Origin of the sequence: Antribacter gilvus, assembly GCF_003946865.1 — a bacterium.
GTDB classification, from domain to species: Bacteria; Actinomycetota; Actinomycetes; order Actinomycetales; family Cellulomonadaceae; genus Antribacter; species Antribacter gilvus.
Genome location: NZ_QXTH01000011.1, coordinates 181,354 through 199,396 on the forward strand (window position 1 = coordinate 181,354; position 18,043 = coordinate 199,396).

The window sequence follows — 18,043 nt, forward strand, 5'->3', positions numbered from 1 at the left end:
CGCCCCGACCTGGCAGGAGCAGCCCTTGAAGACCCTCGGCATCGTCTTCGGCACACGTCCCGAAGCCGTCAAGCTGGCACCGATCATCCACAGTCTCCAGGACGACCCGCGCTTTCGCGTGGTGCTGATCTCGACCGGGCAGCATCGAGAGATGCTCGACAGCACGCTCGACGAGTTCCGTATCACGCCGGACGTGAACCTTCGCGTCATGAAGGAGGGGCAGTCCCTCTCCGAGGTCACCCACCGCATGCTCGAAGCACTGTGCGCGGGCAAGCACCTCGATGGGCTTGACGCCGTGCTGGTGCACGGCGACACCGCGACCACCCTGGCGGGGGCCCTTGCCGGGCTCCACGCCCAGGTCCCGATCATCCACGTCGAGGCGGGTCTGCGAAGCGGCAGCAACGCGTCACCGTTTCCCGAGGAGGCCAACCGCAAGCTCGTGGGGCAGATCGCCGCCCTCCATCTCGCTGCCACGCCGGGCAACCACGCCAATCTCATCCGCGAAGGGGTGAGGGAGAGTGCGATCACGGTGACCGGCAACACCATCGTCGACGCGCTCGCCTGGGGGATGCAGAACCTGCGCCCCTACGGCGACCCACGGCTGTCGAACCTGGATGACGACCCGCGCAGAGTCATCCTCGCGACGACGCACCGCCGGGAGAGCCACGGGCACCCCATGCGCGAGATCGCGGAGGCGCTCGCCGACATCGCCACGCGGGACGATGTCCGGATCGTCGTCCCGCTGCACCTGAACCCGCGGGTGCGCTCGGTGATGGTGCCGGTGCTGTCCGGCATCGGCAACGTCGACCTCGTCGACCCGCTCCCGTACCTGTCGTTCTGCCGTGTCCTGCGACGGAGCGACATCATCCTGTCCGACAGCTCAGGCGCGGAGGAGGAAGGCCCTGCTCTCGGGAAGCCCACCCTCGTGCTGCGGGAGATCACCGAGCGCTGCGAGTCGATCCTCACCGGGTCGTCCCGGCTGGTGAGCCGCTCTCGCGGCCAGATCGTCGCTGAGGTGCAGCGGCTCCTCAACGACCCGGTCGCGTATGCGGAGATGTCGAACGCGATCAACCCCTACGGAGACGGGCGGGCGACCGGGCGAACCGTCGCGGCGATCGCGAACTACTTCGGTATGGGTCCCGCAGTGACGCCTTTCGTGCCAGGCGCCGACGTCGTCGGCTCGCTCGCATGAGGGGGGAGGGCCGCATCCCCGCAGGCCTGGTCGCGCTCGCCCTGGGCGGCTTCGGCATCGGCCTCACGGAGTTCGTCATCCTGGGGCTCCTACCCGAGGTGGCGACGGACTTCCGGGTGACCATCCCGCAGGCGGGGTTCCTGGTGTCGGGGTACGCGCTGAGCGTCGCCGTGGGAGGGGTGCTCGTCACCGCCGGCACCGCGCACCTACGACCGAAGCGGGTCCTCGTCGGTCTGATGGTGCTCTTCGTCCTCGGGAACCTTCTCTCCGCGGTCGCCGAGACCTACTCCGTGATGATGGCCGGCCGGGTCGTCGCGGCGCTGTGCCACGGTGCCTTCTTCGGGATCGGATCCGTCCTCGCAGCCTCCCTCGTACCGCCGGACCGGAAGGCCCGGGCGGTCTCGATCATGTTCCTGGGACTCACCGTCGCGAATGTCCTCGGGGTGCCCCTCGGCACCTTCCTCGGGCAGAGCCTCGGGTGGCGTTCGACGTTCTGGACGATCACCGCGATCGGCGTGGTCGCCCTGGTCGGGCTCGTGGCGTTCATCCCGGACCGGGTGGCGGACACCCGGCCGCACGGCCAGCTCCGCCGCGAGCTCGCGGCGTTCCGGAACGGGCAGGTCTGGCTCTCGATTCTCGTCACCGTCTTCGGGTTCGGCGCGATGTTCGGCGCCTTCACGTACGTCGCCCCGATCCTCACCGACGTCGCCGGGTTCCCGGAGGACGCGATCCCCTGGCTGCTCGTCCTCTTCGGTGTCGGCCTCTTCGTCGGCAACCTGGTCGGCGGACGGGCCGCCGACGTCGACCTCGACCGCACCCTCCTGACCCTGCTCGGTTGTCTGACCGTCGTCCTCGTCGGCTTCGCCGTGGTGGTCGGGAACCCCTGGGCGGCAGGAGGTGCCCTCTTCCTCCTCGGGGCTGTCGGTTTCGCGTCGGTCCCCGGAATGCAGATCCGCGTCCTCGAGTTCGCGTCCGCCGCTCCCACGTTGGCGTCCGGGGTCAACATCAGCGCCTTCAACCTGGGCAACGCCATCGGTGCCTGGATCGGTGGGGTCACGATCACCGCCGGGCTCGGCTACCGGTCGCCCATCGTCGTCGGCGCTGCCCTCGCCGTCGTCGCTCTCGTCGTCATGGCGTTCGCGGCGGGCTCGCACCGCCGCTCCGTCCAGCGGCAGGCGTTCGCCCCACTGACCAGCTCCACCATCGCTCACTGATGAAAGGCACCGGCATGACCACACCGATCGTCCGCAGCACTGCCGCTCCGACGCTGGCCGTCACCGAACCCACCTTCGACACCGAGACCGTCACCGACTTCCTTCGCGACGGCTACTGGCTCGAGGCGTGCGACATCGACGGCGACGGCAGGCTCGACCTCGTCGGCTACGGCCTCAACGTCGGCGAGATCTACTGGTACCAGAGTCCTACCTGGCAGAAGCGTCTCGTCGTGGACAAGATCAAGGAGCCGGTCGGGGCCGGGTTCGGCGACATCACCGGGAACGGACTGCCCGACCTGGTGGTCTGCTACCAGCTCTACGGCCCCGGCGGCACCATCCACCACGCCGACGGCGAGGGCGGGAAGATCGACTGGCTGGAGAACCCCGGCGACCCCGCCGTCAGCACCGACAACTGGAAGCGGCACTACGTGGGCCGGGCGACGGGCATGCACCGGCTCCGGGTCGGTCACTTCTCGCGGACGGACCGGCTCCAGATCATGGGGTTCCCGATCGTCGCGGTCGAGGACGTCCATGCCGTCCTGCCGGTGATGCTGTTCACGCAGCCCGACGACCCCACCACCGAGTGGGACTCCGAGATGATCAGCCGTACTGACTTCCGCATGATCCACGGGGTGGCACGCAAGGAAGGGCTCGTCCCGGGCTCCCCTCTGGACTCGATCCTCATGGCATCAGACGAGGGCGTCACCTGGCTGTACTACGACGAGGACGCGGCCGCGTTCGCGTGGGAGCACATCGGTGACGGGGAGACCGGCCAGTTCGAGCAGACGACGTTCAAGGGCTCGGGCGACGTTGACGGGGGCCGCGTCGGTGACGACCCTCTCGCGTACGTCGCCGCCATCGAGCCGTTCCACGGCAACACGGTGGCCGTGTACACGCGGACCACGAACGACGCTGAGGCGGCCGTCTGGCGGCGGCACCTCCTCGACATCTACGGCGACCCGAACGAGAACGGCGAGGGTCCCGGCCACACGGTCATGTGCCGCGACTTCGACGGCGACGGCGACGACGAGTTCCTCATCGGGTTGCGCGGGCCGGAGCCGTGGCAGGGCGCCTACTACTACAAGGTCGTCGACCTCGAGAAGGGCCTGTTCCTGAAGTGGAAGGTGTCGGGCGAGTCCATCGCCCGCATCGTCGCCGGCGACTTCGGAAACCGTGGCGTCGACGACTTCGCCACCATCTCGTACTCCGTCCAGCACTACTTCGTCGCTCCCAAGGCGGAGATCACCCTCCACCGCAACCTCACCCCCCAGCAGGAGGCCCCCCGGCTGGTCGGGTTCGTGATGGTCGGGTTGTTCGTCCCCACGGTGCGGGTCGCCTGCATCCAGGAGACCTCCTGGGTCTCGTAGAACGCGGGCATGGGCGGGAGCTCGCCCGACGGCGCGGTCATCGGCGCCGTGCTGACGTTCACCCCGTCGGTGATCGCGGCGACGAACCGCTCGAGGACGCCTGCCGCGTCCGGCGCGTCCGCATCGATCTGCGTGAACATCCCCAGGCTGCCGTTCGCCCGGTGGCTCAGGTTGAAGAGGCTGGACAGGTTCGACTCGGGCGTTCCCGGGTCCTTGAACCGCTCGTGCCACACGTTCCAGTTCGTCATGAGGCGGCGGAACTCGGTCTCGTCGACCTGGTCCCAAGGGAACGCCAGAGCACTGACCAGAACCCTGGACGGTGCCCGGACGAGCAGGTCGGACGGATTGGTGCCCGTGGCGCCCGGCGAACGGAACCAGTACCTGGTGACGATGCCGAAGTTCCCGCCCCCACCGCCGGTGTGAGCCCACCAGAGGTCGCCCAGCGCGCCCGTGGAGTCCCGGTTGGCCACGTGGGTCCGGACAACGCCCCGGGCGTCCACGGTGACGACCTCCACGGCGTACAGGTGGTCGACGACGAGCGCACAAGTCCGCGTACTTCCGGAAGGGCTTCACGTCCGAGCAGCTCGACGTGATGTGGGCCCAGCTGACCCGGCCGGACTTCACCAACCCGGACACGATGATGGTGGTGTTCTCGTTCGGCGGGCAGGTCAACGCCGTGGCCGAGGACGCGACGGCCAACGCCCAGCGGGACTCCATCTTCAAGATCTGCCTGCAGACCTTCTGGCAGGACGAGGCTGAGGACGACTTCTACCTGGGGTGGGAGCGCGAGACCTTCGAGGCGATGTTCGCCGGGACGGGTGGGGTGCCGGTCCCGAACGAGCAGGTGGACGGCTGCTACATCAACTACCCGGACGTGGACATGGCCGACCCGGCCAGGAACCGGTCGGGTGTTCCCTGGTCGACGCTCTACTACAAGGGCAACTACGCCCGGTTGCAGCGCACCAAGCAGGAGTGGGACCCCACGAACTTCTTCACGCACAGCCTCGGTGTGGAACTGCCGGAGGGGCACCGATGACCCGCACCGGCGCGATGCTCACCCCGGCGGCGTCCGCTACGGCGCCCCGGTCGCCGACGCTCCCGTCGCTGACCGGGCTGCGGTTCTTCGCCGCTCTCCTGGTGTTCGGGTTCCACATCACGTTGTCAGCGTCGCCGATCCCGCCCAACGACCCCATCAGCCCGTTCGCGGACCCGGCGGTCGCCGCGGCGACTGAGCGGGTGTTCGTGACCACCGGGTACATCGGTGTGTCGTTCTTCTTCGTGCTCAGCGGGTTCCTGCTGGCGTGGGCGGCCAGGCCCGGCGAGAAGATGTCGCTGTTCTGGCGACGCCGCATCGTCAAGATCTTCCCGAACCACCTCGTCATGTGGGTCTTGGCGATGGTCCTGTTCGCGGCGGCGATCACACCGGTGCATGCGTCCGTGCTGAACTTCTTCCTGCTGAGCGCCTATTCGCCCGACGGGGCGGTCAACGTGGCGGTGAACCCGCCGTCATGGACCCTGTGCATCGAGCTGCTGTTCTACATGCTCTTCCCGCTGCTCTTCGCCGGGGTCCGGAGGATCCCCGTGAACCGCCTGTGGTTCTGGGCGGCGCTCATGGTGGTCGGCATGGTCCTGATCCAGGTGGTCAACCTCACCCTGATTCCGGACACGCCGAAGTCCGCGATCACGCCTGTGTCGTCGTACCAGTTCTGGTTCGGCTACATCTTCCCGCCGTCCCGGCTGTTCGAGTTCGTGCTCGGCTCGATTCTCGCCCGGGTGGTCCTCGAGAACCTCTGGCCGGCGTTCCGCGGCTGGCACGTGCTGCTGGTATGCGTCGCCGGGTACGCGCTGGTGAACGTGGTGCCGTTCGTGTGGACGTTCAACGTCGCGACGATCGTCCCGATCGCCGTGCTGATCGCGACGATGGCGGCGAACGACGCGGCAGGCAAGAAGAGCTTTCTGCAGTCCCGGCCGATGCAGTGGCTCGGTGACACCTCGTTCGGGTTCTACCTCTGCCAGGGGGTGGTCATCTTCTGGGCGCGGCAGGCGATGGGCAACGCGACGTTCTCCACCCCGGTGGCGGTGCTCGTGATCGCCGGCTTCTTCGGCCTCACGATCCTCGGTGGCTGGGCGCTCTACGCCCTGGTCGAGAAGCCGATGATGGACCGGTTCGCCCGCCCCCGGCGGGTCGCGACCGCCGTGGCGGACCCGGTGTCCGCCGGCGCGGTCTGACCTGACGGAGAAGGCCGGGCCTCGTTGAGGTCCGGCCTTCTCCCGCGTCCAGGGGTCAGCGCGCCACTCGCTCCGCGACGCCGACCAAGGAATCGACGCCATGGCCCAGCAGCTCGAGCGCCTCAGCACCCGGCCCGGGGTCGGGGGTGTACATCAGGACCCGGTGGCCGGAGTCGTCCGGGGGAGTCAGGACCTCGAAGTTGAGCTCGAAGTCGCCCACCTCGGGATGACGGAACTGCTTGACGCCGGACACGCACCGCTCCACCGGGTGCTTGGCCCACAGCCGGCTGAACTCCGGGCTCTTGACGGTGAGCTCCCCCACGAGGGCGGTCAGCTCGGGATCCTCGGGTGCCCTGGCCCCGAGCACGCGGAGCGACGCCACGGCCCGCACCGCCTCCTCGTGCCAGCGGCTGTACAGCTCCTTGGTGTGCTCGTCGAGGAAGAGCATCCGGGTCATGTTCGGCCGGTCCGGGACGCGGTGAGGGCTGTCGAAGTCCAGGTGGCCGGCCACGAGCCGGTGACCCAGGGCGTTCCACCCGAGAACCTCGCTGCGCCGGCCGATGATGACCGCCGGCGTGCCGCTCAGGGAGTTGACGAGCCGGAGGGTACCGGTCCGTGCGTGGTCAGGCCGCACCGCGGCGCGGCGCTTCGGCGCCCGCTCCGGCCGGGCCACGTTGAACAAGTGCGCCTGCTCGTCCGGCGTCAGGTTGAGCGCCCTCGCGATGGAGGCGATCACGGCCTCCGACGCGTTGGTGTTCAGTCCTTGCTCGAGGCGCGAGTAGTAGGTGGCGCTCACCCCAGCGAGCATCGCGAGCTCCTCGCGACGCAGGCCGGGCACCCGGCGCACGCCGTAGCCCTGGAGTCCCACGTCCTCGGGCTGGAGCGCGGCGCGACGGACACGAAGGAATTCCCCCAGCTCGTTCGGTCCACTCATCCCCCCATTCTCCGTGCCGACAGGCCGCCGTGCCTATCACTGTGAGTGACAGGCAGGAGGGGGTGTGGCTGTCCGCGGGAGGGGACCGGATCGTTGGCCGGGAAAGCACGTCAGTCCACCCCGGGCGCCACGTCGCCCGTGCTCGAAGAGAGGTTCCCTGTGACCACGGACCAGGCAGCAGACCGCGACGCCGTCGGCGTAGCCGAACCGGCCCCCGACGCCGTGATGACCGGCAAGCAGCGCGTCGCCCTCGTCGTCCTGCTCACGGCGAGCTTCACGCTCGCCGTCGACTTCTCGATCCTCAACGTCGCCCTCCCCAGCATCGGCGCCGACGTCGGGTTCGGCATCGAGAACCTCCAGTGGATCGGCACCGCCTTCGCGCTCTGCTCGGCGGGGTTCACGCTCCTCATGGGGCGCGTCGCGGACATCGCGGGCCGACGCCGCATGTTCCTCGTCGGGATGGTGCTCCTCGGTGCCGGCTCGATCGTGGGCGGCCTCGCCACCACGCCCGCCCTGCTCCTGGTCGCTCGGGTGGCGCAAGGCTTCGCCACGGCGATCGTGGTCCCCGCAGCGCTCGCGCTCCTTATCGGTGCCTTTCCCGAGGGCCGCGCCCGGGACAAGGCGCTCGGTCTCAACGGGTCCCTGATGGCGGCCGGCTTCACCACCGGCGCGATCCTCGGTGGTCTCCTCACCGACCTGCTGTCCTGGCGCTGGGCGTTCTTCATCAACGTCCCGATCGCGATCGCCGTGCTCGTCGTGGCTCCGCTGGTGCTCAAGGACAGCCGGTCCGAGCACCGCACCCGCCTGGACGTGCCCGGCGCGATCTCCGTCACCCTGGGCCTGCTCGCGCTCGTGTACGGGCTCACGCACGCCGCGGAGACGTCCTGGACGGACCCGGTCACCCTCCTGGCCTTCGCTGCCGCCGCCGTCCTCCTCGCCGTCTTCGTGCTTGTCGAGCGGCAGGCGGCGTTCCCGCTGGTGCCTCTCGGGATCCTCACCCGGTCGAACGTTGCGTGGGGGAACGTCGCCGGGGCGCTCGCGTTCGTCACCGAGACGTCGCTGGTCTTCCTCCTCACGCTCTACCTGCAGGAGGTGCTCGGCTACTCGCCGCTCGCGGCTGGCCTGACCTTCGCCGTCCTCGGCGTCGGCACCGTCCTCGGCGGCCTCCTGGGGCCTCGGGTGATCGGCCGGTTCGGGAACAAGGTCGCCATCGTCGGGGGATTCCTGGTCCAGGCTGCCGCCACGCTGTCGCTGGTGCTCATCACCGACGCCCCGGGCTCGATCTGGCTCGTCCTGGTCGCGACCTTCGTGGGTGGCGTGGCGAACCTCGTCGTGATCGTCGGTTTCATGGTGACCGCCACGTCAGGCGTTCCCGCCTCGGACCAGGGCCTGGCGACCGGCCTCACGACGATGAGCCAGCAGGTCGGCATCACGATGGGTACCCCGATCATGAGCGCCGTGGTCACGGCCGTCGTCCTCACGAGCACCGTGCCGCACGCGCAGGCGGTGCTCGGTGGTGTCACGGCGGCCATCTGGGTCAACGGCGCGATCTGCGTCGCGGGTGCGCTCGCTGTGGCCGCGTTCCTGCGGGCGCGGCCGATCGCCGCCTGAGGCGAGCTCACGGCGCCGTCGGGCCCGGACCTTCTAGGAACGGCCGGAGGAGGTCCGGGACCGCGGCGTCGGCGAGCGCCAGCCCGTCCTGCTCGGCGGCGTCGTGGACGGCGTAGGCCCCCGAGCCTGCGGCTGTCGTGGCGATCACCGTCACCAGCCCGGCCCGGCGCTGCAGCACCGACTGCCGCACGGTCCAGCCCACGATGCCGCGGCGCTGCAGCGCCACCGTGGCGCGGCGGACGGTGCCGCTCCGGGCCACGAGGTAGTCGCCGGAGATTGCGTGCCCGAGGGCTCGGTACGCGTCGAGGGCGAGCAGGATCGCCACGGGGACGAGCACGACGGCGCTGGCCCAGGCCACGTGCAGCAGGACGGGAGTGAGCAGCAGCCCGAGAAGCACGAGCACGGCCTCCAGCGCGACGACGGAGCCGAGCGCCCAGCGCAGGCGTCGTCGTCGCGCAGAGGCGGGGTGCGGTGTCAGCGGTGCTGCCGTCGGCGGGGCCGTGATCTCACGCAGCACGTCGGCGGCGACCCGGTCGGCCACGTCGCGGGGCGCCGCGGGCAGGAGCGTGCGGCTGTCGGTCTTGTCCTCCTCGCCGGTGGTGAGGCCGGTCGCGACGGCATCGACGCGAGCCGCGCCGGCGAGCCGCGCCCCCAGGGGCTCCACAAGCTCCACGCCGCGCAGGCGGGACTCCTGCAGCGAGATCGATCGGGCGGTCAGCAGTCCGCGCCGTACCCGCAGCGTGCCGTCGGCCTCGCGTTCGAGCGTGTGGTTCCACCACATCTCGATCCACAGGCCCAGCGCGGCGACGGCGCCGACGACGAACAGCGCGGCGGCGAGCACGGCGATGATGACGAGCACCGGCGCCGGCCCGAACCAGGAACCGACGGTCTCGATGACCCGCTCCTGCTGCCCGAACCACTCGGCCACCTGCAGCACGCCGCCGAAGGCGCCGACGCCCAGGACGGGCGTGACGACCGACAGCGGGGCGTACCGGATCCAGGACCTGTCGAACCGCACGAGCGCGCCCTCGGAGACGTGCGCCCGTGCCTCGTCGACCGCCGCGTGCGCGAGCAGCGCGGCGCGCAGCGCCTGTGCCGTCTCCCGGCGCAGCGGCCAGAGGGTGACCGTCCCCTCCTTGCCGGCGTGCTCACCCGTGCCGACGCGCACGGTGACGGTGTCGAGCACCCGCAGCACCTGGCCCGCGGTGAGGTCCACCGAGCGGATCCGCTCCCGCCGCAGGGCGAGTCGCTTGCGGAACAGGACGCCCGTCCGGACCTCGAACATCTCGGGCGTCACCTGGTACGCGGTGACCCGTCGCATCCACTCACCGAAGACTGCGCCGCCCGCCGTCACGAGGAGGATCGCCGGCACGATCCAGGTCAGGGCAGTGGCGAGCGAGCCTTCGACCACCACCCAGTAGCCGGTGATGAACCCGGAACCGACGGCGAAGCCCCCCGCGTAGATCGCGCCGGCGAGCCCGGCGCGGCGGTCGAGCCGCCCCCAGGCGAGGTCGCCCGTCACGTCGCCGCTCACGTCGCGTCCTCGGGCGTGGTCTGGGTGGCGAACGTCAGGGCCTCGGCCAGGTCGGCGGCCGTCTCGGCGTCGAGGCCCTCGATCTTGACGGCGCCCTTCGCGGACGCCGTGGTGACCGTCAGCGTCGCCAGGCCGAACCGCTGCTCCAACGGGCCGCGGACGGTGTCGACGGTCTGGATGCGCGACAGCGGGGCGATCCGCCACTCCTGGAAGAGCCACCCGGTCCGGGTGTAGACGGCGTGGTCGGTCACCTCCCAGCGGTGGTGGCGGAACCAGAGGCGGGGGAACAGCAGGGCGGAGACCGCGCCGACCACGGCGATCACGACGGCGGGCAGCAGCAGCCAGAAACGGGCCGGCTCGATGAGCAGCCCCAGCACGCCGAGGATCGCGGCCGGGACGCCGGCCAGCAGCACGAGCTGGAGAGCCCACAACCCCACGGCGCGCGGGTCCACCGCGTGGCGCGGAGGACGAAGTCGGAGCGTGCTCGCGTCTGCGCTGGTCATGGAGCCATGCTGCCGGTTCCCCGCAGCCGGTCACAACCACCTTCCTGGTGATCCGGGGTCATCCCTCCGGCTGACCCCGCTGCTCCGGGCCTGCCGGACCCTCCGCCGCCGAGGCCAGCTCGGCGAGCGGGGTGCCCTCGAGGCGCATCACGTCGATCTCGTCGAGCGTGCGGGCACCGAGCCGCCGGTAGAGACGCAGAGCGGGCTCGTTGGTGCGCAGCACCCACCACTCGAAGCGCGAGCAACCGCCGTCCACGGCGATCCGGGCGAGCTCCGCGAGCAGTCGCCGGCCGACGCCGCGGTCGCGCTGCTCGGGCACGACGTAGAGGTCGTCGAGGTGCAGCGTCCGGCACCCGGTGATGGTGCTGTAGCCGAACACGTAGATCGCGGAGCCGATCGCCGCGCCGTCCCGCTCGGCCACGACCGCCCGGGCGGCGGGCTCCGGTCCGAACAGGGCCACCTCCAGGTCGTCCGGCCGGGCGGTGACCTTCCCGGGGAACTCCTCGTCCTGGGCGAGCGCCAGGATGAAGCGGTGCAGGTCAAGGACGTCGGAAGGCTGGGCGGCACGGATCGTCAGCGTCACGCCGGTCAGCCTCCCACGCGGCAGGCGGCCGTCGTCAGGGGTCTCAGGGGACGCGGATCCCCAGCACGCCGGCGACCGCGCGGGCAGCAAGCAGCTCGTCGTGCGGGGTCTGCCCCGAGACGGCCACGACGACGCCGTCGAGCGCTCCGCCGACCGCGAGCGCCAGCGTCCGGTCGGGCGGCCCGTCGGGGATGCCGCCGTTCTCCCGTCCGGCCGCGATCAGGCGGGTGCAGAGACCGACGAGGATCTCGTAGGACCTCTCGACCTCGCGTCCCACGGGGTGGTCCTGACCGGAGAGCTCGATGCGGAGCACCATCGAGAGGCGGGCGATGTCGCGGCGGCAGAACACGGCGTGGCCGCGGGCGAGCACCAGGAGGGCGGCGACGGGGTCGGTCTCGGCCTCGGCCGGGCGGATCACCTCGTCCCACATGGTGGCGATGACCCACGACCACGTCGCGAGGACGAGTTCCTGCTTGTCCTTGAACTGGTGGTAGAGCGCGCCGCGCGTGTACCCGGCGTCCTTGGCCACCTGCTCCAGCACGAGGTTGCCGTAGCCGTACCGGGACAGGTGCCGCGCGGTGGACTCGAGCAGGGCGACGCGGGTGGCGGCGCGGCGGTCGGCCTGGGTGGGGCGCGGGGCCTCGGGGGTCACGCGACCTCGCTCGCGAGGAGCCCCGCGACCGTCCGCCGGTGGGTGGGCCCGACGGCAGCCCAGACGATGCGGCAGAGCACGGGCCGGTGGTAGTGCAGCATCGTCGTGAGGGTCCGGCGTGCGGGCTCCGGGTTGCGTCCGACCATCGTCACGCGCATGAGAGGGAGGGCCGCCTCGAGGTGGATCACCTCGGGCCCGGACGCGACGATCCGGAACGGCCCCACGGCGCCGGGGTCGCCCTGTCGGCCCTTTCCCATCCCGAGGAACCCGAGGAGGCGGGTCACCCAGGGGGGAGTGGCGCCCAGGCCGGCCCGGACCCAGGCCTCAGGTGCGTGGAGGTCGGGTCCGGGGAGCCGGAGCTCGAACGTGTCGGCGTAGCTGTAGGGCGCGGCGGCGACAGCGATGGGGTCGGTGGGCTCGATCTGTCGGACGGGCTGCGTGGCGTACGTGGACATGAGCGTCCTCCTGGGGTGTCGGTACCAGAAGCATACATACACGCATGTACGTAAGTCACGCCTCCGCCGCGAGCGCCTCCCACGCCAGCCGCCGCGCGGCGTCGGGATCGGCGACCGTGCGGTCCGTGGCGTCGAGCACCCGGGTGAGCCGGAGTCCGGCGTCGTACCTCTCCCAGCCCGCGGTGCCGTGGCGGGCGAAGGTGCCCCAGACCGCCTGCATGCGGGCCTCCAGGCCGGCGGCCGCTCGCGCCCCGCCGAGGCTCAGCGCCTTCCGCATGCCCGGGGAGTCCACGCGGCCGAACACGTACGCGAGCTCCATGCCGTGCGTGGCGCCGAGCCCGGCCAGGCGGAGGGCGGTCGGCGCGAAGTCGAACCGGTACATCCAGGTGGGCGCGTGGGCGGACTGTGCCGCCGCCGCTGCCACGGACGACGCCCAGAACACGGCGTCGCCGCCCATCCGCGCGGCCACAGTCCGGCGGCTCCGGTAGCCCCGGTACGCGGCGCGGACGCCGTCGGCGGCGGGACCCGTGCCGAGGAGCCGGTCGAGGCTCTCGGCCGACGTCGGGAAGATGCTCGCCTGCTTCTGGAAGAAGCGGCCCTCGTCCCGGTTGGTGCCGATGAGCAGCGGGACGTCGGCGGCCGCGCCGTCGCGCAGGGCGGCGACGGGGTCGACGGGGAGCGCGTCGTCGTCCAGCGTGGGCCCGACGGGCAGGTTCCCACCGCCCGCGGCGATCAGGCGGTCCATGGCGGCCACGAACGCCGCCGGCTCGGCGTCGAAGAGGGCGGCCGGGCCGCCGAGCTCGTCGACGAAACCCTCGGCCGCCCGCGCGGCCTGCTCGCGCGGCCGGGCGTCGGAGAACCCGCTCTGCACGATCGCCCGCCGGACCAGGCCGCCCGCGAGGGGCGACGCGAGGATCGCGAGGGCCGACGACGCCCCGGCCGACTCTCCCATCACCGTCACCTCGGCGGGGTCCCCGCCGAACGCCGCGATGTTGCGCTGCACCCACTGCAGGGCGGCGATCTGGTCGCGCAGGCCCACGTTGGTGTCGACGGGGCGCTCGGCGGTGCCGTAGGCGCTGAGGTCGAGCCAGCCCAGGGCACCGAGCCGGTAGTTCACCGAGACGTAGACCACGTCCGTCGCGCGCACCAGGCCCTCGCCGCGGTAGAGGTGCGAGCCGCCGGAGCCGACGAGGAACGCCCCGCCGTGCAGGTACACGATCACCGGGCGCGGGTGCTCCGCGGGCCCCTCGGACGCGACGACCGTCAGGGTGAGGCAGTCCTCGCCCTGGCGCCAGGTCGCGGGGACGCCGGTCAGCGAGTCGCCCGGCGGCTGGGGAGCGGCCGCGCCGAAGCGCGTGGCGTCCCGCACGCCGGTCCACGGCTCGGCAGGCTGCGGCGCCCGGAGGCGGAGGTCGCCCACTGGGGGCGCGGCGTACGGGATGCCGCGCCACTGGAGGGTCCCCGCCTCGGCGAGTCCCTGCACCTCCCCGGTGTCCGTGGTGCGGACCAGCGCGCCGGTGTCCGGCACGGCGCGGCCGCCGTCGGTCGTCGTTGCCATCGAGCCTCCATCGGCTTCGTCGTCGTCGAGCCCGGAGCATACCGGTCGGTCGGTCCGGTGCTCCGCCGTGTCTCGCGTGATCGTGACCTTGTCGCACGATCGGCAGCCCGGGCTGCCGATCATGCGACAAACTGACGATCGGAGGCGAGCATGACCGCCAGGCGAGGAGGACGCGATGAGCACCTACGACATCAAGAAGGACCGCAAGGAGCTCTACGCGCCGGGTGCGCGCGACTTCACGGCCGTCGACGTGCCGGAGCTCGGCTACCTCATGGCCGACGGGCGCGGGGACCCCAACACCGCCACGGCCTACGCCGAGGCCGTCGAGGCGCTCTACACCGCGTCCTACGCGGTCCGCGCCGTCGCGAAGACGCAGCTCGACAAGGTGCACACGGTCGGCCCGCTCGAGGGCCTGTGGTCGGCCGAGGACCTCGCTGTCTTCCGTACGCGCGACAAGGACTCCTGGGACTGGACGATGATGATCGTCCAGCCCGGCTGGATCACCCGGGACGTCGTCGACGAGGCGCTCGCGGTCGCCACGGAGAAGAAGGGCCTCCCCGCGCTGGGCCGGCTCCGCTTCGAGGCGTTCGCGGAGGGACGCTGCGTGCAGATCCTGCACGTGGGCTCGTACGACGACGAGGGACCCACCCTCGAACGGCTCCACGACGAGTACCTGCCGGCCCACGGGCTCGAACCCCGCGGGCGGCACCACGAGATCTACCTCTCCGACGCGCGCCGGACCGAGCCTGCCCGGCTGCGGACGATCCTCCGCCAGCCGGTGGCCCCGGCGGGCTGAGGCGCATGGACCTGGTGTGGCAGGGGGTGGCGGCGCGTTTCGCGAGGCGGCGCCGAGCCGCGACGATGGGCTCATGACACGCACCTGGTTCGTCACCGGCGCAGGCAGGGGTCTCGGCCGCGCGATCGTGGTCGCCGCCCTCCGGCGCGGGGACCGCGTGGCGGCGACCGCCAGGGACGTCTCGTCCCTGGACGACCTCGTGGCCGAGCATGGCGACGCCGTGCTACCCCTCCGGCTCGACGTGACGGACCGTGGCGAGGCCTCGGCCGCTGTCGCGTCTGCGGTCGAGCGGTTCGGTGGCGTGGACGTCGTCGTCAACAACGCGGGATACGGGCTGTTCGGCGCTGTCGAGGAGATCACCCCGGAGCAGCTCCGCGACCAGCTCGAGGTCAACCTGTTCGGCGCGCTGCACGTGACCCAGGCCGTGCTGCCCGTGCTGCGGGCCCAGGGCTCGGGTCACGTGGTGCAGGTGTCGAGCTCCAGCGGCGTCGCTGCGTGGCCGAGCCTCGGCGGCTACCACGCGTCCAAGTGGGCGCTGGAGGGCCTCTCCGACGCCCTCGCGCAGGAGGTGGCGGGCTTCGGCATCCGGGTGACGCTGGTCGAGCCGGGGCCGGTCGACACGGAGTGGCGGGGTGCGTCGGCGGTGCGCGCCGAGCCGCTGCCCGCGTACGACGCGCTGCGGGCTGCGGCCTGGCACCCGCCGGGCTCGTCCGACCCCGCCGACGTGGCGCAGGTGGTCCTCGCCGTCGTCGACGCGGACGAGCCGCCGCTGCGGATCCTCGTCGGCAACCTCGCGGCCGACGCCGTCCTGCCGGCCACCGAGGCGAGGATCGCCGGGTGGCGCCGCTGGGAGCGGCTGGGCCGCTCCGCGGGCTGAGGCGGCGCTACCCGCCGCCTGCGGGCTCCTGGGCGCGACGGCGCTCCAGGCCCTCGAGGACGAGATCGAGCGCGAACCGGAACTCGGCGTCGTCGTCGCAGCCGCCCAGGGCGCCGTCGTGCGTCACGGCCACGGCGAGCTCCGCGAGCCGCGGGTGCGAGGCGGCCCAGGCGCGGGCCTGCGCCTCGGACGCCTCGGACGACGTGTCGCCGCTGTCGTCGTAGAGGTCCTGGCTGAAGCCGAGGATGCGGCTGCCGAGCACGTGGATCGCGTGGTGCGTCAGCGCGACGCTGAAGCCGCCGTCCCGCAGGATGCCGAGCAGCGTGTCGAGGTAGCGCAGCTCCGCGGGCGTGGGCGCGGCGCTGGCCTTGCGCACCGCGGCGGTCCAGGGGTGCCGCAGCATCGTGGCGCGGGCGGCGAGCATGGTGGCGCGTGCGGAGGCTTGCCAGTCGCCGCCGTCGGTGACCGGTTCGATCCCGGCCACGACGGTGTCGGTCATCGCGTCGAGCAGCTCGTCCTTCTTGCCGACGTGCCGGTAGAGCGACATGGGATCCACGGCCAGCTCCTGGCCCAGGCGACGCATGCTCACGGCGTCGAGCCCTTCGGCGTCGGCCACCTCGATCGCCGCCGCGACGATGCGCTCGCGGCTCAGGCCGCGCCCTCGCGGGGTGGGGGCGGGCTGGCTGGACACCCTCGAAACCCTACCCTTGCGCTCGTCGCCAGGGCTTGTCTACGCTGTAGGCCTACGGTGTAGACATCCGACGTCGCGCCCCTGCCGAGGGAGATCTCATGGACTCGAGCCCTACCACCCGCTCGGAGGACCGGCCCTGGCTCCCGCCCCGGTGGTTCGTCCGCTCGGCCTGGGCGTTCCAGCGCGCCCAGTACCGGCTCACGCGGGGCCGTTACCCGCTCGCCCGGCCGAGGCCCGGCAAGGCCGGCATCCTCAGGCTGCGCACGACCGGCCGCCGGTCCGGGCAGGAGCGCGCGGTCCTGGTCGCCTACTGGCCGGACGGCGACCGGTACATCACCCTCGCGATGAACGGCTGGGGCGACCCGCCCCCGGCCTGGTGGCTCAACCTGACCGCCATGCCCGACGCAGCGGTCGACACCGTCGACGGCCCTCGGCCGGTGCGCGGGCGAGCGGCCGAGGGCGAGGAGCGGGCCCGGCTCTGGGCGGGCTTCGCGGACTACCAGGGCTGGGGTGACGGTATCGACCGGTACGCCGCCCTGCGCTCGCGCGAGACCCCCGTGGTGGTGCTCGAACCGCGCTGAGCGAGGATCCCCGGACGCCGGCCGAGCCGCCCCCGCCCGGGTGGGAACGATCTGCGCATCGGCACGTTCGGAAGCCGGAGCATGTCAGCACAACCATGGGAGTGGAAACGTCGATGGGTTTCAAGAAGCTGCTCGGTGCGCTCGGCGTGGGCGGACCGCTGGTGGACACGGTGCTGGAGCAGGTCGCGGTGCGGCCCGGCGGGACCGTGAACGGTGAGGTACGCCTGAAGGGCGGCTCGTCCGACGCCGAGGTCCAGCACGTCACGCTCGAGCTGGAGGCACGCGTGGAGGCCGAGCACGGCGACGGGGAGAGCCGAGGGACCGTGACGTTCGGGCGGTTCACGGTCGCGGGCGGGTTCCGGCTGGCCGCGGGGGAGGAGCGGGCGCTGCCCTTCTCGATCCCCCTGCACCCGGAGGCCCCGGTCACCGAGCTGCAGGGTCGTCCGATCGGGATCGGGCTCGGCGTACGTACGGAGCTCGCGCTCGCGCAGGCGGTCGACAAGGGCGACGTGGACCCGCTGCGCGTGGCGCCGCTGCCGGTCCAGGAGGCGATCCTCGACGCCTTCTGGCGACTCGGGTTCGGGCTCCGTTCGGCCGACCTGGAGTACGGCCGCCTCCACGGGACGGCGCAGCAGCTGCCGTTCTTCCAGGAGATCGAGCTGATCCCGCCGGCGCAGCACGCGGGACGGATCAACGAGGTCGAGCTCACCTTCGTCGCCGGGGCGCACAGCATGGACGTGATCCTGGAGGCGGACAAGCGCGGCGGGTTCTTCAGCAGCGGGCAGGACACGGTGCTGCGCTTCACGGTGGGCCTGGACGAGGTGCGCGACTGGGGCGCCGAGGTGGACGGCTGGGTGGCGCAGCTCGCCGAACGGCGGTCCCTCTTCGGCGGGCACCCGGGCCAGGGCTACGGCGGCCAGGGGTACGCCGGCAAGGGCCACGGGCACGGCGGGCATGGCGGGCACGGGGCCGGGCTCGGCCTGGCGGGCGGCCTGGCCGCGGGCGTCGTCGGCGGCATGGTCCTCGGCGAGGTCTTCGACGAGGTGGGCGACTTCTTCGGCGGCGACGAGGGCGGCGACGAGGGCTGAGCACCGCGCCGCTGAGCACCTGGCCGCGCAGCGCACGTGATCGGTAGTTCGGTGCGTGATCGGCAGTTCGAACTGCCGATCACGCATGTGATGTCTCAGGACATCGTGCGTGGTTGTGTCTCGGGACATCGTGCACGGTGTGGTGTCTCAGGACATCGTGCACGGTCGGGTTTGTCAT

At 71.8% G+C, this 18,043-nt stretch carries 18 protein-coding genes; 10 read left to right on the top strand and 8 right to left on the bottom strand.

What is annotated here, in order from left to right:
* Window positions 1-25 precede the first annotated feature (25 nt).
* The 5 genes from wecB (at window position 26) to D1350_RS18905 (ending at window position 6,002) form a co-directional block, all read left to right on the top strand.
* Complete coding sequence (gene wecB, locus D1350_RS18880; protein WP_125777586.1) at window positions 26-1,192, top strand: non-hydrolyzing UDP-N-acetylglucosamine 2-epimerase; 1,167 nt, start codon at window positions 26-28, stop codon at window positions 1,190-1,192.
* A 14-nt stretch (window positions 1,193-1,206) separates the two neighbouring features.
* Window positions 1,207-2,406, top strand: a complete 1,200-nt coding sequence (locus D1350_RS18885; RefSeq protein ID WP_125777614.1) for an MFS transporter — start codon at window positions 1,207-1,209, stop codon at window positions 2,404-2,406.
* A 14-nt stretch (window positions 2,407-2,420) separates the two neighbouring features.
* Window positions 2,421-3,773, top strand: coding sequence for an FG-GAP repeat domain-containing protein (locus tag D1350_RS18890; protein ID WP_240644198.1), 1,353 nt, complete (start codon window positions 2,421-2,423; stop codon window positions 3,771-3,773).
* A gap of 592 nt (window positions 3,774-4,365) precedes the next feature.
* Window positions 4,366-4,809 carry a BBE domain-containing protein gene (locus D1350_RS18900; RefSeq protein WP_240644203.1) on the top strand — a complete coding sequence of 148 codons (444 nt, stop codon included), beginning with the start codon at window positions 4,366-4,368 and terminating at the stop codon, window positions 4,807-4,809.
* Window positions 4,806-6,002, top strand: a complete 1,197-nt coding sequence (locus D1350_RS18905) for an acyltransferase family protein (protein WP_240644199.1) — start codon at window positions 4,806-4,808, stop codon at window positions 6,000-6,002. Before D1350_RS18900 ends, D1350_RS18905 begins: the two co-directional genes overlap by 4 nt.
* A gap of 55 nt (window positions 6,003-6,057) precedes the next feature.
* Here the strand turns inward: D1350_RS18905 and D1350_RS18910 are convergent, their stop codons facing one another.
* Complete coding sequence (locus tag D1350_RS18910; RefSeq protein ID WP_125777587.1) at window positions 6,058-6,936, bottom strand: helix-turn-helix domain-containing protein; 879 nt, start codon at window positions 6,934-6,936, stop codon at window positions 6,058-6,060.
* 159 nt (window positions 6,937-7,095) lie between these two features.
* Here D1350_RS18910 and D1350_RS18915 point away from each other — a divergent pair, with 159 nt between their 5' ends.
* The gene (locus tag D1350_RS18915; protein ID WP_420807821.1) at window positions 7,096-8,547 is read left to right on the top strand and encodes an MFS transporter; all 1,452 of its coding nucleotides are present in this window, start codon (window positions 7,096-7,098) and stop codon (window positions 8,545-8,547) included.
* A gap of 7 nt (window positions 8,548-8,554) precedes the next feature.
* Here the strand turns inward: D1350_RS18915 and D1350_RS18920 are convergent, their stop codons facing one another.
* From D1350_RS18920 to D1350_RS18945, 6 genes are read right to left on the bottom strand one after another with little or no spacing between them, the layout of a single operon-like run.
* Entirely contained in the window at window positions 8,555-10,081 is a 1,527-nt protein-coding gene (locus D1350_RS18920) for a PH domain-containing protein (protein WP_206074602.1), read from the bottom strand.
* Window positions 10,078-10,584, bottom strand: coding sequence for a PH domain-containing protein (locus D1350_RS18925; protein ID WP_125777588.1), 507 nt, complete (start codon window positions 10,582-10,584; stop codon window positions 10,078-10,080). The genes D1350_RS18920 and D1350_RS18925 overlap by 4 nt, the downstream gene beginning before the upstream one ends.
* A gap of 58 nt (window positions 10,585-10,642) precedes the next feature.
* Window positions 10,643-11,167: a GNAT family N-acetyltransferase gene (locus D1350_RS18930; RefSeq protein WP_206074603.1), complete on the bottom strand. Its 525-nt coding sequence runs from the start codon at window positions 11,165-11,167 to the stop codon at window positions 10,643-10,645.
* Window positions 11,168-11,210: 43 nt separating this feature from the next.
* Entirely contained in the window at window positions 11,211-11,819 is a 609-nt protein-coding gene (locus tag D1350_RS18935) for a TetR/AcrR family transcriptional regulator (protein WP_125777589.1), read from the bottom strand.
* Entirely contained in the window at window positions 11,816-12,274 is a 459-nt protein-coding gene (locus tag D1350_RS18940) for a DUF2867 domain-containing protein (protein ID WP_125777590.1), read from the bottom strand. Before D1350_RS18940 ends, D1350_RS18935 begins: the two co-directional genes overlap by 4 nt.
* Window positions 12,275-12,329: 55 nt before the next feature.
* Window positions 12,330-13,832: a carboxylesterase/lipase family protein gene (locus tag D1350_RS18945; protein ID WP_164545234.1), complete on the bottom strand. Its 1,503-nt coding sequence runs from the start codon at window positions 13,830-13,832 to the stop codon at window positions 12,330-12,332.
* Window positions 13,833-14,007: 175 nt separating this feature from the next.
* On the opposite strand from D1350_RS18945, the gene D1350_RS18950 reads away from it, so the two are divergent.
* The gene (locus tag D1350_RS18950; protein WP_125777592.1) at window positions 14,008-14,628 is read left to right on the top strand and encodes a GyrI-like domain-containing protein; all 621 of its coding nucleotides are present in this window, start codon (window positions 14,008-14,010) and stop codon (window positions 14,626-14,628) included.
* A 73-nt stretch (window positions 14,629-14,701) separates the two neighbouring features.
* Window positions 14,702-15,505 (top strand): SDR family NAD(P)-dependent oxidoreductase, encoded by an 804-nt coding sequence (locus D1350_RS18955; protein ID WP_125777593.1) that lies wholly within the window; start codon window positions 14,702-14,704, stop codon window positions 15,503-15,505.
* 7 nt (window positions 15,506-15,512) lie between these two features.
* Here the strand turns inward: D1350_RS18955 and D1350_RS18960 are convergent, their stop codons facing one another.
* Complete coding sequence (locus D1350_RS18960; RefSeq protein WP_240644200.1) at window positions 15,513-16,196, bottom strand: TetR/AcrR family transcriptional regulator; 684 nt, start codon at window positions 16,194-16,196, stop codon at window positions 15,513-15,515.
* A gap of 98 nt (window positions 16,197-16,294) precedes the next feature.
* On the opposite strand from D1350_RS18960, the gene D1350_RS18965 reads away from it, so the two are divergent.
* The gene (locus D1350_RS18965) at window positions 16,295-16,777 is read left to right on the top strand and encodes a nitroreductase/quinone reductase family protein (RefSeq protein ID WP_125777594.1); all 483 of its coding nucleotides are present in this window, start codon (window positions 16,295-16,297) and stop codon (window positions 16,775-16,777) included.
* Between the two features lie 113 nt (window positions 16,778-16,890).
* The gene (locus tag D1350_RS18970; protein ID WP_125777595.1) at window positions 16,891-17,865 is read left to right on the top strand and encodes a sporulation protein; all 975 of its coding nucleotides are present in this window, start codon (window positions 16,891-16,893) and stop codon (window positions 17,863-17,865) included.
* Window positions 17,866-18,043: the final 178 nt, after the last annotated feature.